A 17,332-nucleotide genomic window follows, 5' to 3' on the forward strand; every position below is an offset into this window, starting at 1 on the left:
GAAACGAAGGAGGTACACCCAATGAAGTCAATCCGTACCGCTCTCTGCGGCACCCTGACGGCAGTCGCCGTCTGCGCGGCGCCCGCCGCGTATGCCCTCGGCTCCTCCAACACCCCCGTCAAGCCGCCCCAAAGCAGCGTCGTGCAGCACACCGGTCATGACGAGGACTGCGACGACGACCACGGCCGTGGCGACCACGATCGCGGCCACGGCCGTCACGACCGCGATCGCGACCGTGACGACTGCGACGACGACCACGGTCGGGAAGACCACGGACGTGACCACGGGCGCGAGCACGAGGACCACGGCCGGGACCACGACCACGGACGTGACCGCGACTGGGACGACCACGGTCGGGAGGACCACGGGCGTGACCACGGCCGGGACCACGAGGACCACGGCCGCGAACACGGCCGGGACCACGACCACGGACGTGAGGACCACGGACGTGACCACGGCCGTGAGGACCACGGGCGTGAGGACCACGGCCGTGACCACGGACGCGAGGACCACGGGCGCGACCACGAGCACGGTCGCGACCACGGGCGTGAGGACCACGGCCGGGAGCACGAGCGTCCGCACGGCCGCAACCACACGGGCGGCGGCGCCACGGCGCCGGTGGCCGCGTCCGAGTCCACGTCCGTCGACGGCCCCGCACTCGCCCTCGCGGGCGCCACGGTGGGTATGGCCGGTGGGCTGATCTGGTACCGGCGCCGCGCCAACGCGGCCAAGCGGTGACAGGGAGCGAACCGGCGTCATGTCAGAAGCGCGCACAGGCGGTTCGAACCGCCGCCTGCTGACCGGGGTGGCCTGGGTGGCTCTGCTGCTGGCCCTGTGGCTCTGGGGTCACGACACCGTCGAGGAGCCGATAGCCTCGGCCCCCCGGCCCGGTGCCGTGGCCACCGAGGGCCGCCCCCCTGCGCGCGGCCTGCCCCCGGCACACGAACCGTTGCCGGGGGCGGGCCCCCTCGTGCTCGCCATCAAGGCGGTGGGGCTGAAGGCCCCGATCGAGGGGCACGGGCTCGACCCGCGCGGCGGCGTCGAACCGCCCCCGTACGAGCGGCCCAACGCCGTCTCCTGGTACCAGGGCGGCCCCACGCCCGGAAGCACGGGAACCGCCGTGCTCGTCGGGCACGTCGACACCCAGACCTCACCGGCGGTCTTCTACGAGCTGAGCTCCCTCAAGCGCGGCGCGAAGATCAACGTCATCCGGGTGGACGGCTCCACCGCCGAGTTCACGGTCGACGACATCACCGTCGTCGACAAGGACCACTGGGACGACGACAAGGTCTACGGCCCCCGCGACACCAACCGCGCCGAACTCCGCCTGATCACCTGCGGCGGCGAGTACGACCGCGCCCAGCACGAGTACACCGCCAACCTGGTGGTCTCCGCCTATCTCACCGGGACCGGCCGGACCCTCCCCGAGCCCCGCGTCACCCCCGACACCCAGGGCTCCTCCGACGGCCAGGCGCAAGGCCAGGGCCAGGGCACCTCCGACACATAGGCCACACCGCCCCACTCGCACCGTTCGCCGCGCGCCTCGGATTCCGGTCCGAAGCGCTTCGCTGCGTCCGCCACCGTTCGTCCCGGCACGCATACTGGCCCCGTACCGACACACGGCACGGGGGGTTCGATGCCGGAGCACGGCACGTCACTGCAGGAACTGATCGCCCGTCAACACCGTTCGGGGCTCGTCGGCCGTCAGGCGGAGCTCGCCTGCTTCCAGGAGAACTTACGGCAGCCCGCCGACGACCCGTCCCACCGTTTCGTCTTCCACCTCCACGGCGTCAGCGGCGTCGGCAAGACCTTCCTGCTCCAGCAGATGATCAGCGGCGCGCGGGCGCAGCAGGCCCTGACCGCCTACGTCACCGACGCGGCCCGCACCGTCGTCGACACCATGGCGGCCATCGGCGCGGAGCTCGCTCGACAGGGCTGTCCCCTGCGGAAGTTCGACGGTCTCCTCACCACCTACCACCGCAAGCTGCGCGAGGCGGACGCCCTCGCCCACGCGGAACGGCCGGCGCCCGGCCGGGAGCGGGAGGGCTCCCCCTCCGCCTCCAGCCGGGTGGCGGCGCGGATCGGGCTGGCGTCGCTGGGGCTGGTGCCCGGCCTCGGGTTCGTCGCCGAGGCGGCCGACGCGACCGAGGTCGCCCAGGCGGCGGACCGGCTGCGGGAGTGGCTCGGCGGCCATTTCCACAGCCGCGAGGACGTCGACCTGGTGATGTCCCCGGTGCGCACGCTCACGCCCGTCTTCACCAAGGACCTCCGCGACGTCGCGGACCGCCGGCCCTGGGTGGCGCTGTTCTTCGACGACTACGAGCGCACGGCGCCGGTGCTCGACGACTGGCTGCGCGAGCTGCTCCTGAGCGACGTCCACGGGGCGCTCCCCGGCAACGCCGTGCTCGCCCTCGCCGGTCAGCAGCCGCTCAACCACGCCGGCTGGGGCGATCAGCTCGGCGTCGTCCAGCACATGCCGCTCGACGTCTTCACCGAGGCGGAGGCCCGGCAGCTGCTGGCCGCGAAGGGCATCAGCGACGAGCACAGCGTCCGCCTGATGCTGCGCGAGTCCGGCCGGCTGCCCCGGCAACTGGTCCTGATGGCCCGCAACGGCCCCGACGACCCGCACATCGCCGACGTCAGCGACGCCACGGTCGAACGCGCCCTCAAGGACGAGGCGGACCCGGTCCGGCGGGCCGCCGCGGCGGCGTGCGCCCTGCCCCGCCGGTTCGACGAGGAGGTGTACCGGGCCGCCGTCGAGCCCGAGGCCGCCGGTCACTTCGACTGGCTCCGCGCCCGCCCCTTCGTCACCGACCAGGGCGGCACCTTCCAGTACACCGAGCCCATCCGGGCGGCCTTCCTCCGTCAGCAGCGCCATCACTCGCCCCGGCGCTGGTACGACCGGCACCGGGCGCTGGCCGGCACGTTCGAGGAGTGGCGGCTGCGGCTGGAGGAGGCCCTGGCCCCGGAGGACCGGTGGGCCGACGACCGCTGGGTGGAGTACGCCGTCGAGGAGCGGTACCACCACCTGTGCGCCTTCCCCCGGATCTCCCCGCGTACGGTCACGCGCTTCCTGGTCGACGCCTGCGCCGCCGAGCCGCCCCGGATCCGGCGGTGCGCCGACATGCTGGCCCAGGCCGGGGAGACGGCGGACCTGGAGGCCGCCCGGAGCCTCGGGCAGCGGCTCCTCGCGGTCCTGCCGGACGAGCACGCCGACGTCACCCCCGCCCTGGACGTCCTGCTGGGCGAGCCCGGCCTGGACACCGCCGAGCGGGTCACGGCGCTCGTGGCCCGGGCGGAGCGGCACCGCAGGGCCGGGCGCGCCGAGGACGCGCTCGCGGACTACCGGGACGCCCTCCAGCTGGATCCGTCCTGCCCGCGCGTCTTCACGGGCCGCGGCGTCCTCTACCGGGCCATGTCCCGGCTCGCCGCGTCGCGCGCGGACTTCACCCGCGCCCTGGAGCTCAACCCCGGCGACCCCGCCGCCCTGGCCGGCCGGGGCGCCACCCACCGGCTCATGGGGCGCTACGGCGACGCGCTGACCGACCTCCAGCGGGCCATCGAGATCAACCCCGAACTCCACTGGGCGCACGCCGAACGCGGCTGGTCCTATCTCGCCACCCGGCAGCCCGAGGCGGCGTTCACGGCCTTCACCCGCGCGCTCGGCCACCGGCCCGACGACTCCCGGCTGTTCATCGGGCGGGCCTGCGCCCACCGGTTCACCGGCCACTACGAGCTGGCGCTCACCGACTGCGGCCACGCCCTGCGCCTCAAGCCGGACTCGTGGTGGGCGCACGCCGTGCGCGGTGCGACGTACCGGCTGATGGAGCGCAACGACGAGGCGCTCGCCGACCTCACCCGGGCCATCGAGCTGCGCCCCGACTACGACTGGTGCCTGGCCGGGCGCGGGGAGGTGCTCCGGCGCGAGGGCCGGCTGGAGGAGGCGCTGCGCGATCTCGACCACGCCCTGCGCATCCAGCCGGACAACGACTGGGCGCTGGCCCGGCGCGGCGCGGTGTACTGCGCCCAGCGGCGCACCGAGGAGGCGCTGGCGGACTTCCAGCGGTCCCTGGACGTGATGCCCGACTACGACTGGGCGCTCATCCGGCCGGCGGGGCCCTACCGGCTCATGGGGCACGAGTTCGACTGGTACTCGGCCCCGGGGTGAGGCCGCCGGCGGGCGGCGGCGTGCGTTCCTCTGGCGATCAGCTCCCGGCTCGGGGCAGGCTGTCGTTCCTCAGCACGTGGGCGCACATGGAGGAGGGATATTCCATGAATCCGCACTTACGCCGGCAGCACGGGCGCCACCCATGAGCGGGTACGGGCACCGGAACGGGGAGGGCGTCTCGCGGATCGCCCTCACCCCCGCCGCCGCCGGGCTCGTCCGGCGGCTGAGCGAGCGGCACGGGCCGCTGATGTTCCACCAGTCGGGCGGCTGCTGCGACGGCAGTTCGCCGATGTGCTACCCGCGCGGTGAGTTCCGCACGGGCGGCTCGGACGTCCTGCTGGCCGAACTGGCCGTCGACGGGGTGGCGGAGCCGGTCCGCTTCTGGATGTCGGCCGAGCAGTTCGAGCGGTGGCGCCACACCCATCTGACGGTGGACGTGGTGCCGGGGCGGGGCAGCGGCTTCTCGCTGGAGGCTCCGGAGGGGGTGCGCTTCCTCATCCGCTCCCGGCTGCTGACGGACCGGGAGGCACGCGCCCTCGACGGCGCCGCCGCCACACCCCCGACCGGCTGAGCCACCGCCCGCCGGTCACCGTGTACCGGCCTCCGTCCGTCAGACGGAGGCCGCGTCCGCCAGGGAGAGCGTGTGGAGCCGGTCCGGCGGGCCGGGGCGGGCGTAGTACCAGCCCTGGGCCGTGTCGCAGCCCAGCAGCCGCAGGTGGTCCGCCTGGGTGCCGGTCTCCACGCCCTCGACCGTGACCGACAGGTCGAGGGTGTGGGCGAGCGAGACGATGCCTTCGACGATCTTCACGTCGACGGGGTCGGCGGGGGCGCACTGCATGCCGCGGGTGAAGGAGCGGTCGAGCTTGAGCGTGCTGACGGGCAGCCGGCGCAGGTAGGAGAGGTTGGAGTAGCCGGTGCCGAAGTCGTCGAGGGCGATATCGACGCCGAGGTCCGCGAGCTGGCGCAGCGGGCGCAGCTCCTCCTCGTCGGCGCCGATGAGGGCGTTCTCGGTGACCTCCAGGCACAGCGCGGAGGGGTCGAGGCCGGCGTCCTGAAGCACGGCGACGGTGTCGGCGACGAGGCCGGGGTAGCGGAGCTGGGAGGGCGAGAGGTTGACGTTGACGCGGAAGGGGGTGCCGTCGGGGCCGTCGGTGTGCCAGGAGCGGGCCTGGCGGGCGGCCTCGGCCAGGACCCAGCGGCCCAGCGGCACGATGAGGCCGGTGCTCTCGGCGAGGGGTATGAAGCGGTCGGGGCCGAGCACCCCGTGCACCGGGTGGAGCCAGCGGACGAGCGCTTCCGCGCCCCGTACGGTGCCGTCCTCGAGCCGTACCAGCGGCTGGTACTCGATGAAGAACTCGCCGTTGTCGAGGGCGGCGGGCAGCCGGTTGGTGAGGCCGTGGCGGGCGATGGCGCGGGCGTCGGAGTCGGCGTCGGCGAGCTCGTAGCGGTTCCCGCCGGCGGCCTTGGCGCGGTACATGGTGATGTCGGCGCTGCGCAGCACCTCGGCGGCGCCGAGCTCGCCGGCGGCGCCGTCGACGATGCCGATGCTGGCCCGTACGGACAGGTCGCGGCCGTCGAGGTGGACGGGCTCGGCGAGGGCGGCCAGCATCCGCCGGGCCAGCGCGGTCGCCTCGCCGGGGGCGGAGGGGCCGGTGATCAGGGCGACGAACTCGTCGCCGCCGAGGCGCGCGACGAGCTCCCGGGGCCCGGTGGCGCAGGCGCGCAGCCGTTCGGCGACGGCGACGAGCAGCCGGTCCCCCACCGCGTGGCCGAGGCTGTCGTTGACGGCCTTGAAGCCGTCGAGGTCGAGGTAGCAGAGCCCGAAGCGGCCGGCTCCCTCCTCGACGGAATCGGCGTCGGGCCCGGTTCCGGCCCCGGTCTCCAGCGCCTGGTCGAGGCGTTCGAAGAAGAGGGTGCGGTTGGGCAGGCCGGTGAGGGGGTCGTGGGTGGCCTCATAGCGCAGGCGGGCGTGGAGCTGGCGGCGCTCGGTGATGTCCTCCATCAGCGCCAGCTGGTACTGGGGTTCGCCGGCGGCGTCGCGCAGGAGGGTGACCGACATGTCGGTCCACACGACGCTGCCGTCGCTGCGGTAGTACGGCTTCTCGACGCGGTAGTGGTCGCGGTCGCCGCGCACGAGCTCGCGGTAGAGGCTCCAGAACTCGGGGGCGTCGTCGGGGTGGACGAGCTCGCCGACGTTGCGGCCGGTGACCTTGCGGCCGGGGCTGCCGAACATGCCCTGGAGCGCGCCGTTGACGTCGATGATGCGGCCGTCGACGTCGGCGATGCCCACCCCCACGGAGGTGTCCTCGAAGACGGCGCGGAACCGGGCCTCGCTGGTGTGGAGGGCCCGTTCGGCCTCGGCGAGGGCGGCGCGGGCCGCCTTGGTGGCGGCCTCCTCCTCGGCGCGGGCGTGTTCGGCGAGGGCCTGGGCGAAGCCCGCGGCCACGGCGTGCTGGAGGCGGGAGCAGCGGGCGCGGCTCTCCTCGGCGGGCATGGGGTGACCGGGCGGCAGATAGAGCACCAGGTAGGCGTCGATGACGCCGAGGATCTGGGGCAGCGCCTCGGGCTCGGTGCAGTGCGCGGCGACGAGCGCGGCACCGACGTCGTGGGCGGGGCGGGGGTCGAACGGCCGGGCGTGGAGGGCGTCGCGGAGCACGGCGGCCAGCGGCACGAGATGGCGCTCGAACTCGGCCCGGGAGACGGGGGCCGACAGCGTCGGGTGGACCGCCCGGCTCCATATGGCGGCGAACCGCCGCAGCCGGTCGTCACGCAGATCGCAGCGGGCGGTCCCGATGGCCGGTTCCCTCGCGGCGTACGAAACCGGGGAGGCGGTTTGCTTCACGGGCAGCATTCTGCCACTGAACCGTCCGGTCACGGCTGCCACCCCGCCCCGGCGTGCCGCGTCCGTATGGGATTCCGCTTCCGGATGCGGGCCGCAGTCACCGACATGGCGTCCTGTTGAGGGCGCGCCAGCGACGAAGAACAAACCGCACGGTCGATGCCGTACCGCTTCTTCTCCGACGTGACCCTCGGCAGACCCGACGCGTGGGACGAGAACGGGCCGCTGCCCCGGGGGGCCCTGGTGGGACGCTCCATCAGAGTGTGTCTCCAGCTCATCACAAGGGTGTCGGGGGGTGATGAGCAGAGGCTACTGATCGTTCGTTCGAATGGAAGCGTCAAGCGGAAATGGCTCATCCGCATTCGGCCACCGGCCACCTTCGCCTCCTGCGGGTTGTTCTCCACAGCGGTTCGAAACCACCCGATCGCGTGACATGCATCTCTTCCGCCCCAGGGGTCCACCGCGACTGCGGTGATGGCGGGACGTGTCGATGATCACGAAATCGATCGCTATCGGCCGCTTACCGGCCACCGCTGCAAATGATCACATGGAGGATGTATGTGCGGTACACGTGGGGGGTCCGTGATGAGAGGGATCGTCACCGGGGCCGGCCGGCGGCCCCGGTGGGACCGGCCGGTCAGCGCACCCCGACCGAGGCCAGCGCGCGGGCCTGGCGGGTCGTCGGGCGCACGGGGAAGTAGAGGTAGCAGACGCCGCCCGAGCCGCTCCTGACCTGGCCCTGGGCGTTGTGGCGCTTGGTCCGCAGCCAGATGTTCTCGAACTGCCGCCGCTTGTAGACGTGTTCGACCGCCGCGTCGGAGGGGCTGGCGGGGTCGTTGGCGACGACGTCGCCGCTCTCGGTGAAACCGGTCACGCACATCAGATGGCCCGCCGTGCCGTATCCGGCGCCGTCGAGCTCGGTGGCGAGGAAGGACTGCGAGGTGATGACCGGGATCCCGGCGCGGACCAGCCGCTCCGCGTCGTTCAGCGAGCGGAGCCGCGTGACCACGCCCTGGAGGTCGTGGTACGTGGCGGCGTAGGCGGCGTTGAAGGGCCAGTTGCCGCAGCCCTTGTACTGGTTGTCGTAGGTGTACCGGGCCGCGTGGCAGACCTGGGGGTCGGCGTAGGAGGGGTCGACCCAGGCCAGGTCACGGTCCGAGGGCCGCCGGCCCCAGTACTCGACCACCATCTGCGAGGACGTGGGGCTGCACCACGCCTCACCGCCGTTGTCGTACTCCGGGTACTGGCCCTTGTGGATCTCCTGCGAGTAGCGCGGGACCCGCAGCCGGTGGCCCGCCCCCTCCCCCGGCCGGGAGGCGGGCACCGTGAAGCGGTCGGGGATGTCGGAGGCCATGGCGCCCAGCCGCCAGACGGTGGGGCTCAGCCGGGTGCCGGGCCTGCGGTACAGGGTGAGCCGCAGCTCGTAGGCGGCCAGGCGGGTGCCGCTCGCGCGGTCGTCGACGGCGAGGGTGTCGGTGGAGACGCTGCTGCGCTTGTCGCCCTGGCCGTCGACCGAGGTCCGCCGGATGTCGCCGGGCGCGTCGCCGGAGGTCCAGCGGCCCATCACGTACCAGGGGGTGCGGGTGCCGTCGGTGTAGGAGGCGCGCAGCTCGGCCTGGAGCCAGGTGCCGGTGGGGGTGCGGGCGTTCCAGGAGACGACGATCTCCGTGGCGGGCGTGTCCAGCCGGCGGAGCGGGGAGAGCCAGGTGGCGTACTCCCAGCGGGCCGTGGTACCGGTGTGCGGGTCGGTGTAGTCGACGTCGCCGAGGGGACGGTCGATGACGAGCCCGGGGCGGTCGCCGCGGACGACCTCGGTGCCCGCGCCCTTTCCGCCGGACCACTGGGGGAAGGTGGACCAGGCCCGGTAGTCGACGGAGCCCTCCGGGCGGGCGGAGCCGCCGCCGGCCGGCGCGCTCGCGGCGGAGACCGAGGCGAGCGGCCCGGTCACGGCCGTGAGGGCGAGGGCGGCGGTGAGCACGGTGCGGCGCGGTGTGGGTCTGCTGGACATGTGGCCCCCAGTCGTGTGTGGTCGGTGCCGCGGGCTGCCGGACCGGCCCGGCGGGCCGGACCACTATCGCGCCACCGGACGGCCCAGGCCAGTGATTCCCGCGCGGCGCGTCCCCCATACCGCCGATGGCGGTCGCAGGGGGAGCGCGGTCCTGGGGTGGTGCGGTCCTAGGGTGGGGCGGTGAACGAACGAACCACGCTGAGCGGCCTCGCCCGCCGGCTGAGCGCGCTGCCCCCGTCCATCGGCCCCGTGCGGCTGGTGGCGGTGGACGGGCACGCGGGCTCGGGGAAGACCACCTTCAGCGAGCGGCTGGCGGCGGCCCTGGGCGGTGCCCCCGTCCTCCACCTCGACGACCTCGCGACGCACGAGGAGCTGTTCGAGTGGACCGGGCGGCTGAGGTCGTGGGTGCTGGACCCCTTCGCGCGCGGCGAGACGGCGCGGTACCGCGCCTACGACTGGGTGGCACGCCGATTTCCGCCGGAGGAGCGGGAGTTGCCCGCGGCCCCCGTGGTCCTGCTGGAGGGCGTGGGCGCGGGACGAGCGGAACTGAGGCCGTTTCTCGCGTGCCTGCTGTGGATGGAGTTGCCGCATGAGGGCTCCTGGGAAAGGGGTCAACTCCGCGACGGCCCCGAACTGACCGAATTCTGGGACGGCTGGAAGCGAGCGGAGCGCGCGCATTTCGCCGCCGACCCGTCCCGGCCCTACGCAGGACTACTGGTACTCCAGTGCAACGAGGGATACGAGGTGCTGGAGAGGCATCCGAAAACCGACTGACCCGCGCTTCCCCTCACTCTCCGTGCACACCCACGCCCGAACCGCGCCAAGGGTGCGTAGGTTCCCCGCCTACTGCCCCAACTCGGCTTGACCCAGGGGGCTTACAGGACTTACGTTCTCAATGTGCGGCCCCCCAAGGCCGCTTGCAGACGCGAAGCCCCCGGTTGTTCCCCCGTGATCGGGGGCTTCGTACTGCCCCCGCCCGGCGATTCGCGCCGTTTGTTCCCTCGCACCGCCGTACGGAGTCACCCTGGGTGATCGCTCTCCGGATCGCTTTCCCGGCCGCCCCCGGCTCACTCCCGTGCCGCGAACCGCTCCTCCACACCCTTCGGCCGACACCGATCGCGCAGGTACGATGCGAGACGGCGCACCCGACGGCGGGCGGCCCCGGGCCGGCCGCGCGGGACGCGTCGGTATTGATGGTCAACTCCCGTCCACAGCACAGCGGTTCGGAAAGGCGCGGCCAAGGCACTCGCCCGTCGGCACGGCACGCTACGGGGGCAGGTTTGTGGGGGACGTGATGGATCTCGGCATGCAGGGCCCGCCCGCCCCGGCCGATCTCGCCTGGCTGCGCGCCGTCGACGCCTACACCATGGGCGCGTACACCGAGGCCGAGAAGGAGTTCCGGGCGGCGGTCCGCGCCGATCCGGGGATGGCGGACGCCTGGCTCGGCCTCCACGCGCTGCGCGCGGAGACCACCACCGCGCTGCTGCGGATGTACCGGCACCGCGACCGCTTCGGCGAGCAGCGCGCCCGCCATCGACGGCCTCTTAACTCCTGGTACTGGCTGGGCTGGTGGGTACAGCCGGTGCTGGAGAGCCATCGCGATCTGCTGCTCGCCCATGCCTCGCACTGGCTCGACAGCCGGCACGTCCCCGAGCTCGACCGCGCCCTCGCCGGCTGCCCGCCCGCGGAGACCGACGCCCAGGTGCGCTTCCTCCACGCCTGCCGCGCCTATCTCGTCAAGGACTGGGAGCACCTCGTCCGCCACACCGAGCCCCTCCTCGACGACGCGCTGCTCGGCATCGAGGCGGGCCTGTTCGGCGGCATGGCCCGGGTGCGCCTGGAGATGTACGGGCAGGCCGAGCCGCTGCTGGCCGCCGCGCTGATGCGCTGCCGCAGCGAGCAGCCCCAGCGCAAGGAGCTGCGCTACTGGCTCGCCCGCGCCCACGAGGGCACGGGCCGCAGCGCCGCCGCCCTCCCCCTCTACCGGGCCGTCCACCGGGTGGACCCGACCTTCATGGACACCGCCGCCCGGCTGACCGCCATCGCCGACGGGGACGGCCTGGACGACGTCCCGGTGGACCTGGCGCCCGTACCGCTCGGCGGGCCCGTCGCCCCCGAGCCGCAGGAGCCCGGCGTGGAACCGGAGCCCCAGCCGTTCACCGACCCCCTCGACCTGCTGACCGGCACCGACCCGGACCCCGCGCCCATGCCCGGCGGCACGGCGGGCAACGCCCCCGTCGAGGCCGACGGCGTACGGGAGAAGTTCCGCGTCCCGGCCCAGGGCGGCCCGCCGCCCGCGCCCGGCCGCTCGGACCCGGTGCTGCTGGCCAAGGCCCTCGCCGAACTGGAGCGGATGGTCGGCCTCGAACCCGTCAAGCGCCAGGTGCGGGCGCTGTCCGCGCAGCTGCACATGGCCCGGCTGCGGGCCGGCCAGGGACTGCCCGTCCAGCCCCCCAAGCGCCACTTCGTCTTCTCCGGCCCCTCCGGCACCGGCAAGACCACCGTCGCCCGGATCCTCGGGCGGGTCTTCTACGCCCTGGGGCTGCTCGGCGGCGACCATCTCGTCGAGGCCCAGCGGGCCGATCTCGTCGGCGAGTTCCTGGGCCAGACGGCCGTCAAGGCCAACGACCTGATCGACTCCGCGCTCGGCGGGGTGCTCTTCGTCGACGAGGCGTACAGCCTCTCCAACTCCGGCTACAGCAAGGGCGACGCCTACGGCGACGAGGCCCTCCAGGTCCTGCTCAAGCGCGCCGAGGACAACCGCGACCGCCTCGTCGTCATCCTGGCCGGCTACCCCGAGGGCATGGACCGCCTGCTGGCCGCCAACCCCGGCCTCCACTCCCGCTTCACCACCCGCGTGGACTTCCCCAGCTACCGCCCCGCCGAACTCACCAGCATCGGCGAGGTCCTGGCCGCGGAGAACGGCGACGCGTGGGACGAGGAGGCACTGGAGGAACTCCGCAGCATCAGCGCCCACGTGGTGGAACAGGGCTGGATCGACGAGCTCGGCAACGGGCGCTTCCTGCGCACCCTGTACGAGAAGAGCTGCGCGTACCGGGACCTGCGGCTCTCGGGGTACGCGGGGACGCCCACGCGGGACGATCTGGCGACGCTGCGGTTGCCGGATCTGATGCAGGCGTACGGGGAGGTTCTTTCGGGGCCGGGATGGGGCTCGCCCCGGCGCCGCCAGGGGGACGCGCCGCAGGACCCTGCGCCGTGACGGCTCCCGCCGGGGGATGCCCCAATCCCGCCCTTTCTCCCCCAGCTACCGCTGGGAGGTGCCCCCAGTTTCCCGGGGCTGCGCCCCGGACCCCGGGGGTCTGGGGGCTTGCCCCAGGAAACGGGAAGGGGCGGGACCGGGGCCCCGCCCCCGCCGCGACGGCGGCCAACCCCCACCGGGGAGCCCGGCGGTGCCGGACCGCCGTCAGCCCACCATGACCTCCCGCGCCTCCGGCATCCGCGCGTCCGGAACCACCCGGTGGGCCGGATCCCGTACCTCGCCCACGAGCATCTCGAGAACGTCCTCCAGGGCGACAAGCCCCAGCACCCGCCCCGACGAGTCCGCGACAGCGGCCAGGTGCGCGGCGGCCCGCCGCATCACGGTCAGGGCGTCGTCGAGCGGCAGCTCGGCGCGGATCGTCTGGACGCGGCGCCAGACGTGCTGCGGCACCGCCCGCTCGCGGTCCTCCAGGTCGAGGACGTCCTTCACGTGCAGATAGCCCATGAAGGCCCCGCCCGGGGAGGCGCATATCGGGAAGCGGGAGTAGCCGGTCCGGACCGTCAGCTCCTCGATCTCCCGGGGGGTGACCGACGGGTCGACCGTCACCAGCGTCGCCGGGTCCAGCAGGACGTCCGTGACCGGGCGGCTGCCCAGGCCCAGCGCGTCCTCCAGCCGCTCCTGCTGCTCGGGCTCCAGCAGGCCGGCCTGCCGGGAGTCGTCGACCAGCCGGTTGAGCTGCTCGCTGGTGAAGACCGCCTCCACCTCGTCCTTGGGCTCGACGCGGAAGAGCCGCAGCACCCCGTGGGCGCAGGCGCCGAGCAGCCGGGTGACCGGCCGGCACAGCCGGGCGAAGGTCACCAGGCCCGGACCGAGCCACAGCGCCGCCCGGTCGGGGGCGGACATGGCCAGGTTCTTCGGCACCATCTCGCCGATGACCAGGTGGAGGAAGACCACCAGGGCCAGGGCGATCACATAGCCCAGCGGGTGGATCAGCCCCTCGGGGAGGCCCATCGCGTGGAAGGCGGGCTCCAGCAGCCGGGCCACGGTCGGCTCGGCGACCGCGCCCAGCGTCAGGGAGCAGATGGTGATGCCGAACTGGGCCGCCGCCATCATCTCGGGCAGGTTCTCCAGCCCGGTCAGGACGGTCCGGGCGCGGCCCGAGCCCTCGGCGGCCTTCGGCTCGATCTGGCTGCGCCGTACGGACACGAGCGCGAACTCGGCGCCCACGAAGAAGCCGTTCGCCAGCACCAGCAGGACGGCGAAGAGGAGTTGCAGCACGTTCATCGCCGCTCCCCCGCCGTGGTGTCCGTACGGACGAACCGCACCCGCTCGGCGCGGTGGTGGCCGACGCGGCGGACCTTCAGCCGCCAGCCGGGGAGCTCGGCGCCGTCACCGGGGGCGGGGATGCGCCCCAGCAGGCCGGCGACGAGACCGGCGACGGTCTCGTAGGGGCCGTCGGGCGCCTCCAGGCCGATGCGCCGCAGCGCGTCGACGCGGCAGTCGCCGTCGGCGTCCCAGACGACGTGCCCGTCGCCGCGCGGCACCTGTACCAGTGCCGGGCGGCCCGCGTCGAGCGCGTCGTGCTCGTCGCGCACCTCGCCGACGAGCTCCTCGACGATGTCCTCCAGGGTGACCACCCCGGCCGTGCCGCCGTACTCGTCGACGACCACGGCTATCGGCTGTTCGCTGCGCAGCCGCTCCAGCAGCGGCTGCACCGGCAGGGTGCCGGGGACGAGCATCGGGGCGACGGCGATGCGCGTCACGGGGGTGCGCAGCCGGTCGTGGCCGGGTACGGCCAGCGCGTCCTTGAGGTGGACCATGCCGACGACCTCGTCGAGGCGCTCCCGGTAGACGGGGAAGCGCGAGAGGCCGGTGGCGCGGGTGAGGTTGAGGACGTCCTCGGCGGTCGCTCCGGACTGGAGGGCGCTGACCTTCACCCGGGGGGTCATGACGTGCTGGGCGGTCAGCCCGCCGAGGGAGAGGGTCCGCACGAACAGGTCGGCGGTGTCCTGCTCCAGGGCGCCGGCCCGGGCGGAGTGCCGGGCGAGCGAGACGAGTTCGCCGGGGGTGCGGGCGGAGGCCAGCTCCTCGGCGGGCTCCACGCCCAGGGCCCTGACGAGCCGGTTGGCGACCGTGTTCAGCCCGGTGATCACGGGCCGGAAGAGATGGGCGAAGACGCTCTGGGGGCCGGCCACGAAGCGGGCGACCTGGAGCGGCCGGGAGACGGCCCAGTTCTTGGGCACCAGCTCGCCCACGACCATCTGCACGGCCGAGGCCAGCAGCATGCCGGTGACGACGGCGGCACCGGGCGCGGCGGAGGCCGGCAGCCCGGTGGCGGCGAGGGGGCCGGTGAGCAGCCTGCCGAGCGCGGGCTCGGCGAGCATGCCGACCACCAAGGAGGTGATGGTGATGCCCAGTTGGGTACCGGAGAGCTGGAAGGAGAGCTCGCGCAGCGACGCGACCACGGTCCGGGCCCGGGGGTCGCCGTCGGCGGCGGCCCGCTCGGCCTCCGGCCTCTCGACGGTCACGAGCCCGAACTCGGCGGCGACGAAGAAGCCGTTCGCCAGGATCAGCAGGAGCGCTGCCACGAGCAGCAGAAGAGACACGGTGATACTCATGACGCCGCCTCGCTGAGGGGGGCGGCGCAGGTACTACAGGACGATCCGTCCATTGCCGGAGTACGTCACTCCTCGGTTCGCGGGTGTCCCCGGTGCGGGGCGGGCACGTGTGTGCCCGTGGCACCAGAGTAATCAAGGAACCGGCGACGGCATCGTCAGGTCGTGAACCGGATCGCTCACGTCATGAACGGGAACGTTCAGGCGGGGAGACTGCGGGGAAACGGCGGGGGTCGCGCGTCAGTCCGCGGAGTGGACGGTTCCGTGGGCGTCGACGAGCGCGCGCAGGGCGCGGGCGTCGGCGATGGCCCGCTGCCTGTCGATGCCGGTCTGGATGCCCATGGCGGGCAGGCTCGTTCCGTCGGAGAGGTCGAGGTGGACCCAGGAGTCGCCGGAGCGCAGATTGACCCGCACGATCTGTGCCCAGGCGAGCCGGCGGACGGTCGTCAGATTGGTGACGGTGACGCCGTCCTCGGTGGCGACGACCTTGGGCCGGCTGAGCAGCGCCAGGACCCCGAGCCCGAGGAGCCCGGTGGTGATGAACGTGACCCGGTCCCCCGTGGTGAACGACTCCAGCAGCAGCGACATCACCGTGAGCACGACCACCAGGGCCACGCCGATGCCGATGAGCACGGCGCGGGTGCGGGTCGGGCGGAAGGTGACGGGCAGCCGGTGGGGGTCGGCGGGCGGCACGGGGGAGGTCACGTCGGTGTTCTTCCTCGGGTCGTGAGCGGGTCCTGGGCGCTCGGGGTCCTGCGGGACCGTCAGATGCGGCAGGCGTGGATGCCGGTGGTCAGGATGGCGCGGGCGCCCAGGTCGTAGAGCTCGTCCATGATGCGCTGGGCGTCCTGCGCGGGGACCATCGAGCGGACGGCGACCCAGCCCTCGTGGTGCAGCGGGGAGACGGTGGGCGACTCCAGGCCGGGGGTGAGGGAGACGGCGCGCTCGACGTGCTCGACGCGGATGTCGTAGTCCATCATCACGTAGCGGCGGGCGACGAGGACGCCCTGCATCCGGCGGAGGAACTGCCGGACCTTGGGGTCGTCTGCGGGGGCGCCGTGGCGGCGGATGACGACGGCCTCGGACTTGAGGATCGGCTCGCCGATGATCTCCAGTCCGGCGTTGCGCAGGGTGGTGCCGGTCTCGACGACATCCGCGATGATCTCGGCGACGCCGAGCTGGATGGCGGTCTCGACGGCGCCGTCGAGGTGGACGACGGAGGCGTCGACGCCGTTGTCGGCCAGGTGCTTGGTGACCAGGCCGGAGAAGGACGTGGCGATCGTCATGCCGCCGAAGTCGCCGACGCCCTGGGCCGTGCCCGGGCGGGTGGCGTAGCGGAAGGTCGAGCCGGCGAAGCCGAGCTGCATGATCTCCTCGGCCTTGGAGCCGGAGTCGAGCAGCAGGTCACGGCCGGTGATGCCGATGTCGAGACGGCCGGAGCCGACGTAGACCGCGATGTCGCGGGGCCGCAGGAAGAAGAACTCGACGTCGTTCTCGGCGTCGACGAGGACGAGCTCCCTGCGGTCCTTGCGCTGGCGGTAGCCGGCCTCATGGAGCATCGCCGACGCAGGCTCGGAGAGAGAACCCTTGTTGGGAACGGCGATGCGCAGCATGAGGTCGTTTTCCTTTTGTACGGAGAGAAGAACGGGTGGGTGTGGTCCGCGGATCCGGTGGTTCCGGTGGATCTACAGGTGAGCGTATACGTCGTCGAGGGAGATGCCCCGGGCCACCATCATCACCTGAAGGTGGTACAGCAGCTGGGAGATCTCCTCGGCCGTGGCCTCGGCGCCCTCGTACTCGGCGGCCATCCAGACCTCGGCGGCCTCCTCGACGACCTTCTTGCCGATGGCATGAACGCCCTTGCCCACCAGCTCGGCGGTGCGGGAGGTGGCGGGGTCGCCGGAGGCCTTCTGCTGGAGCTCGACGAAGAGCTCCTCGAACGTCTTCTTGGACATGGTCCCCCTACCCTACGCCGCTCCCGCCCCGGGTCAGTGCCAGGGCTCGGAGACCGAGCGCAGGGTGACGGCCGTGGCGACGGCCGCGGTGACCGCCTCGTGGCCCTTGTCCTCGGCGGAGCCGTCCAGCCCGGCGCGGTCCAGGGCCTGCGCCTCGTCGTCGCACGTCAGTACGCCGAAGCCGACCGGGACTCCGGTGTCGACGGAGACCTGGGTCAGGCCCTGGGTGACGCCCTGGCACACGAAGTCGAAGTGCGGGGTGCCGCCTCGGATGACGACGCCGAGGGCGACGATGGCGTCGTAGCCCCGGCCGGCCAGCACCTTGGCCACGACGGGCAGCTCCCAGCTGCCGGGGACGCGCAGCAGCGTCGGCTCGTCGATGCCGAGCTCGTGGAGGGCCCGCAGGGAGCCGTCGACGAGACCGTCCATCACCTTCTCGTGCCACTGTGCCGCGATGACCGCCACCCGGAGGTCCTGGCAGTTCTTCACACTCAGCTGGGGGGCGCCCTTGCCGCTCACGTACCGTC

Annotated in this window: 15 protein-coding genes; 6 read left to right on the top strand and 9 right to left on the bottom strand. The window is 73.2% G+C overall.

Annotated elements, in window-relative coordinates; translation table 11 throughout:
* Positions 1 to 27 precede the first annotated feature (27 nt).
* Positions 28 to 582 carry a hypothetical protein gene (locus EKH77_RS32915; RefSeq protein WP_164737748.1) on the bottom strand — a complete coding sequence of 185 codons (555 nt, stop codon included), beginning with the start codon at positions 580 to 582 and terminating at the stop codon, positions 28 to 30.
* 36 nt (positions 583 to 618) lie between these two features.
* On the opposite strand from EKH77_RS32915, the gene EKH77_RS32920 reads away from it, so the two are divergent.
* The 4 genes from EKH77_RS32920 to EKH77_RS05245 all read left to right on the top strand — a co-directional run bounded on the left by EKH77_RS32920 (position 619) and on the right by EKH77_RS05245 (position 4,739).
* Positions 619 to 738: an LPXTG cell wall anchor domain-containing protein gene (locus tag EKH77_RS32920; protein WP_164737749.1), complete on the top strand. Its 120-nt coding sequence runs from the start codon at positions 619 to 621 to the stop codon at positions 736 to 738.
* A gap of 19 nt (positions 739 to 757) precedes the next feature.
* Complete coding sequence (locus EKH77_RS05235; protein ID WP_126913268.1) at positions 758 to 1,507, top strand: class F sortase; 750 nt, start codon at positions 758 to 760, stop codon at positions 1,505 to 1,507.
* Between the two features lie 129 nt (positions 1,508 to 1,636).
* Positions 1,637 to 4,168: a tetratricopeptide repeat protein gene (locus EKH77_RS05240; protein ID WP_126913269.1), complete on the top strand. Its 2,532-nt coding sequence runs from the start codon at positions 1,637 to 1,639 to the stop codon at positions 4,166 to 4,168.
* A gap of 142 nt (positions 4,169 to 4,310) precedes the next feature.
* Positions 4,311 to 4,739, top strand: coding sequence for a DUF779 domain-containing protein (locus EKH77_RS05245; protein WP_126913270.1), 429 nt, complete (start codon positions 4,311 to 4,313; stop codon positions 4,737 to 4,739).
* A gap of 39 nt (positions 4,740 to 4,778) precedes the next feature.
* Here the strand turns inward: EKH77_RS05245 and EKH77_RS05250 are convergent, their stop codons facing one another.
* A complete protein-coding gene (locus EKH77_RS05250) occupies positions 4,779 to 7,019 on the bottom strand; it encodes a putative bifunctional diguanylate cyclase/phosphodiesterase (protein WP_126913271.1) in 2,241 nt (746 codons plus the stop codon).
* Positions 7,020 to 7,644: 625 nt separating this feature from the next.
* Positions 7,645 to 9,015, bottom strand: a complete 1,371-nt coding sequence (locus tag EKH77_RS05255) for a peptidase C39 family protein (RefSeq protein ID WP_126913272.1) — start codon at positions 9,013 to 9,015, stop codon at positions 7,645 to 7,647.
* Between the two features lie 180 nt (positions 9,016 to 9,195).
* Between EKH77_RS05255 and EKH77_RS05260 the strand changes: the two genes are divergently transcribed.
* A complete protein-coding gene (locus EKH77_RS05260; protein WP_240667229.1) occupies positions 9,196 to 9,789 on the top strand; it encodes a uridine kinase family protein in 594 nt (197 codons plus the stop codon).
* 520 nt (positions 9,790 to 10,309) lie between these two features.
* Positions 10,310 to 12,235: an AAA family ATPase gene (locus tag EKH77_RS05265; RefSeq protein WP_126913273.1), complete on the top strand. Its 1,926-nt coding sequence runs from the start codon at positions 10,310 to 10,312 to the stop codon at positions 12,233 to 12,235.
* A gap of 204 nt (positions 12,236 to 12,439) precedes the next feature.
* Here EKH77_RS05265 and EKH77_RS05270 read toward each other — a convergent pair whose 3' ends face one another.
* From EKH77_RS05270 to ribH, 6 genes are all read right to left on the bottom strand, one after another.
* Positions 12,440 to 13,519 (bottom strand): hemolysin family protein, encoded by a 1,080-nt coding sequence (locus EKH77_RS05270; RefSeq protein ID WP_126913274.1) that lies wholly within the window; start codon positions 13,517 to 13,519, stop codon positions 12,440 to 12,442.
* Positions 13,516 to 14,847: a hemolysin family protein gene (locus EKH77_RS05275; protein WP_126917887.1), complete on the bottom strand. Its 1,332-nt coding sequence runs from the start codon at positions 14,845 to 14,847 to the stop codon at positions 13,516 to 13,518. Before EKH77_RS05275 ends, EKH77_RS05270 begins: the two co-directional genes overlap by 4 nt.
* Positions 14,848 to 15,090: 243 nt before the next feature.
* Positions 15,091 to 15,555 carry a PH domain-containing protein gene (locus tag EKH77_RS05280; RefSeq protein WP_126913275.1) on the bottom strand — a complete coding sequence of 155 codons (465 nt, stop codon included), beginning with the start codon at positions 15,553 to 15,555 and terminating at the stop codon, positions 15,091 to 15,093.
* Positions 15,556 to 15,614: 59 nt separating this feature from the next.
* Positions 15,615 to 16,463, bottom strand: coding sequence for an ATP phosphoribosyltransferase (gene hisG, locus EKH77_RS05285; protein ID WP_126913276.1), 849 nt, complete (start codon positions 16,461 to 16,463; stop codon positions 15,615 to 15,617).
* 72 nt (positions 16,464 to 16,535) lie between these two features.
* Entirely contained in the window at positions 16,536 to 16,805 is a 270-nt protein-coding gene (locus tag EKH77_RS05290) for a phosphoribosyl-ATP diphosphatase (RefSeq protein ID WP_045932822.1), read from the bottom strand.
* Between the two features lie 33 nt (positions 16,806 to 16,838).
* Positions 16,839 to 17,324: a 6,7-dimethyl-8-ribityllumazine synthase gene (gene ribH / locus EKH77_RS05295; RefSeq protein ID WP_126913277.1), complete on the bottom strand. Its 486-nt coding sequence runs from the start codon at positions 17,322 to 17,324 to the stop codon at positions 16,839 to 16,841.
* Positions 17,325 to 17,332 lie beyond the last annotated feature (8 nt).

This window comes from Streptomyces luteoverticillatus (assembly GCF_003970715.1).
Lineage (GTDB): Bacteria > Actinomycetota > Actinomycetes > Streptomycetales > Streptomycetaceae > Streptomyces > Streptomyces abikoensis.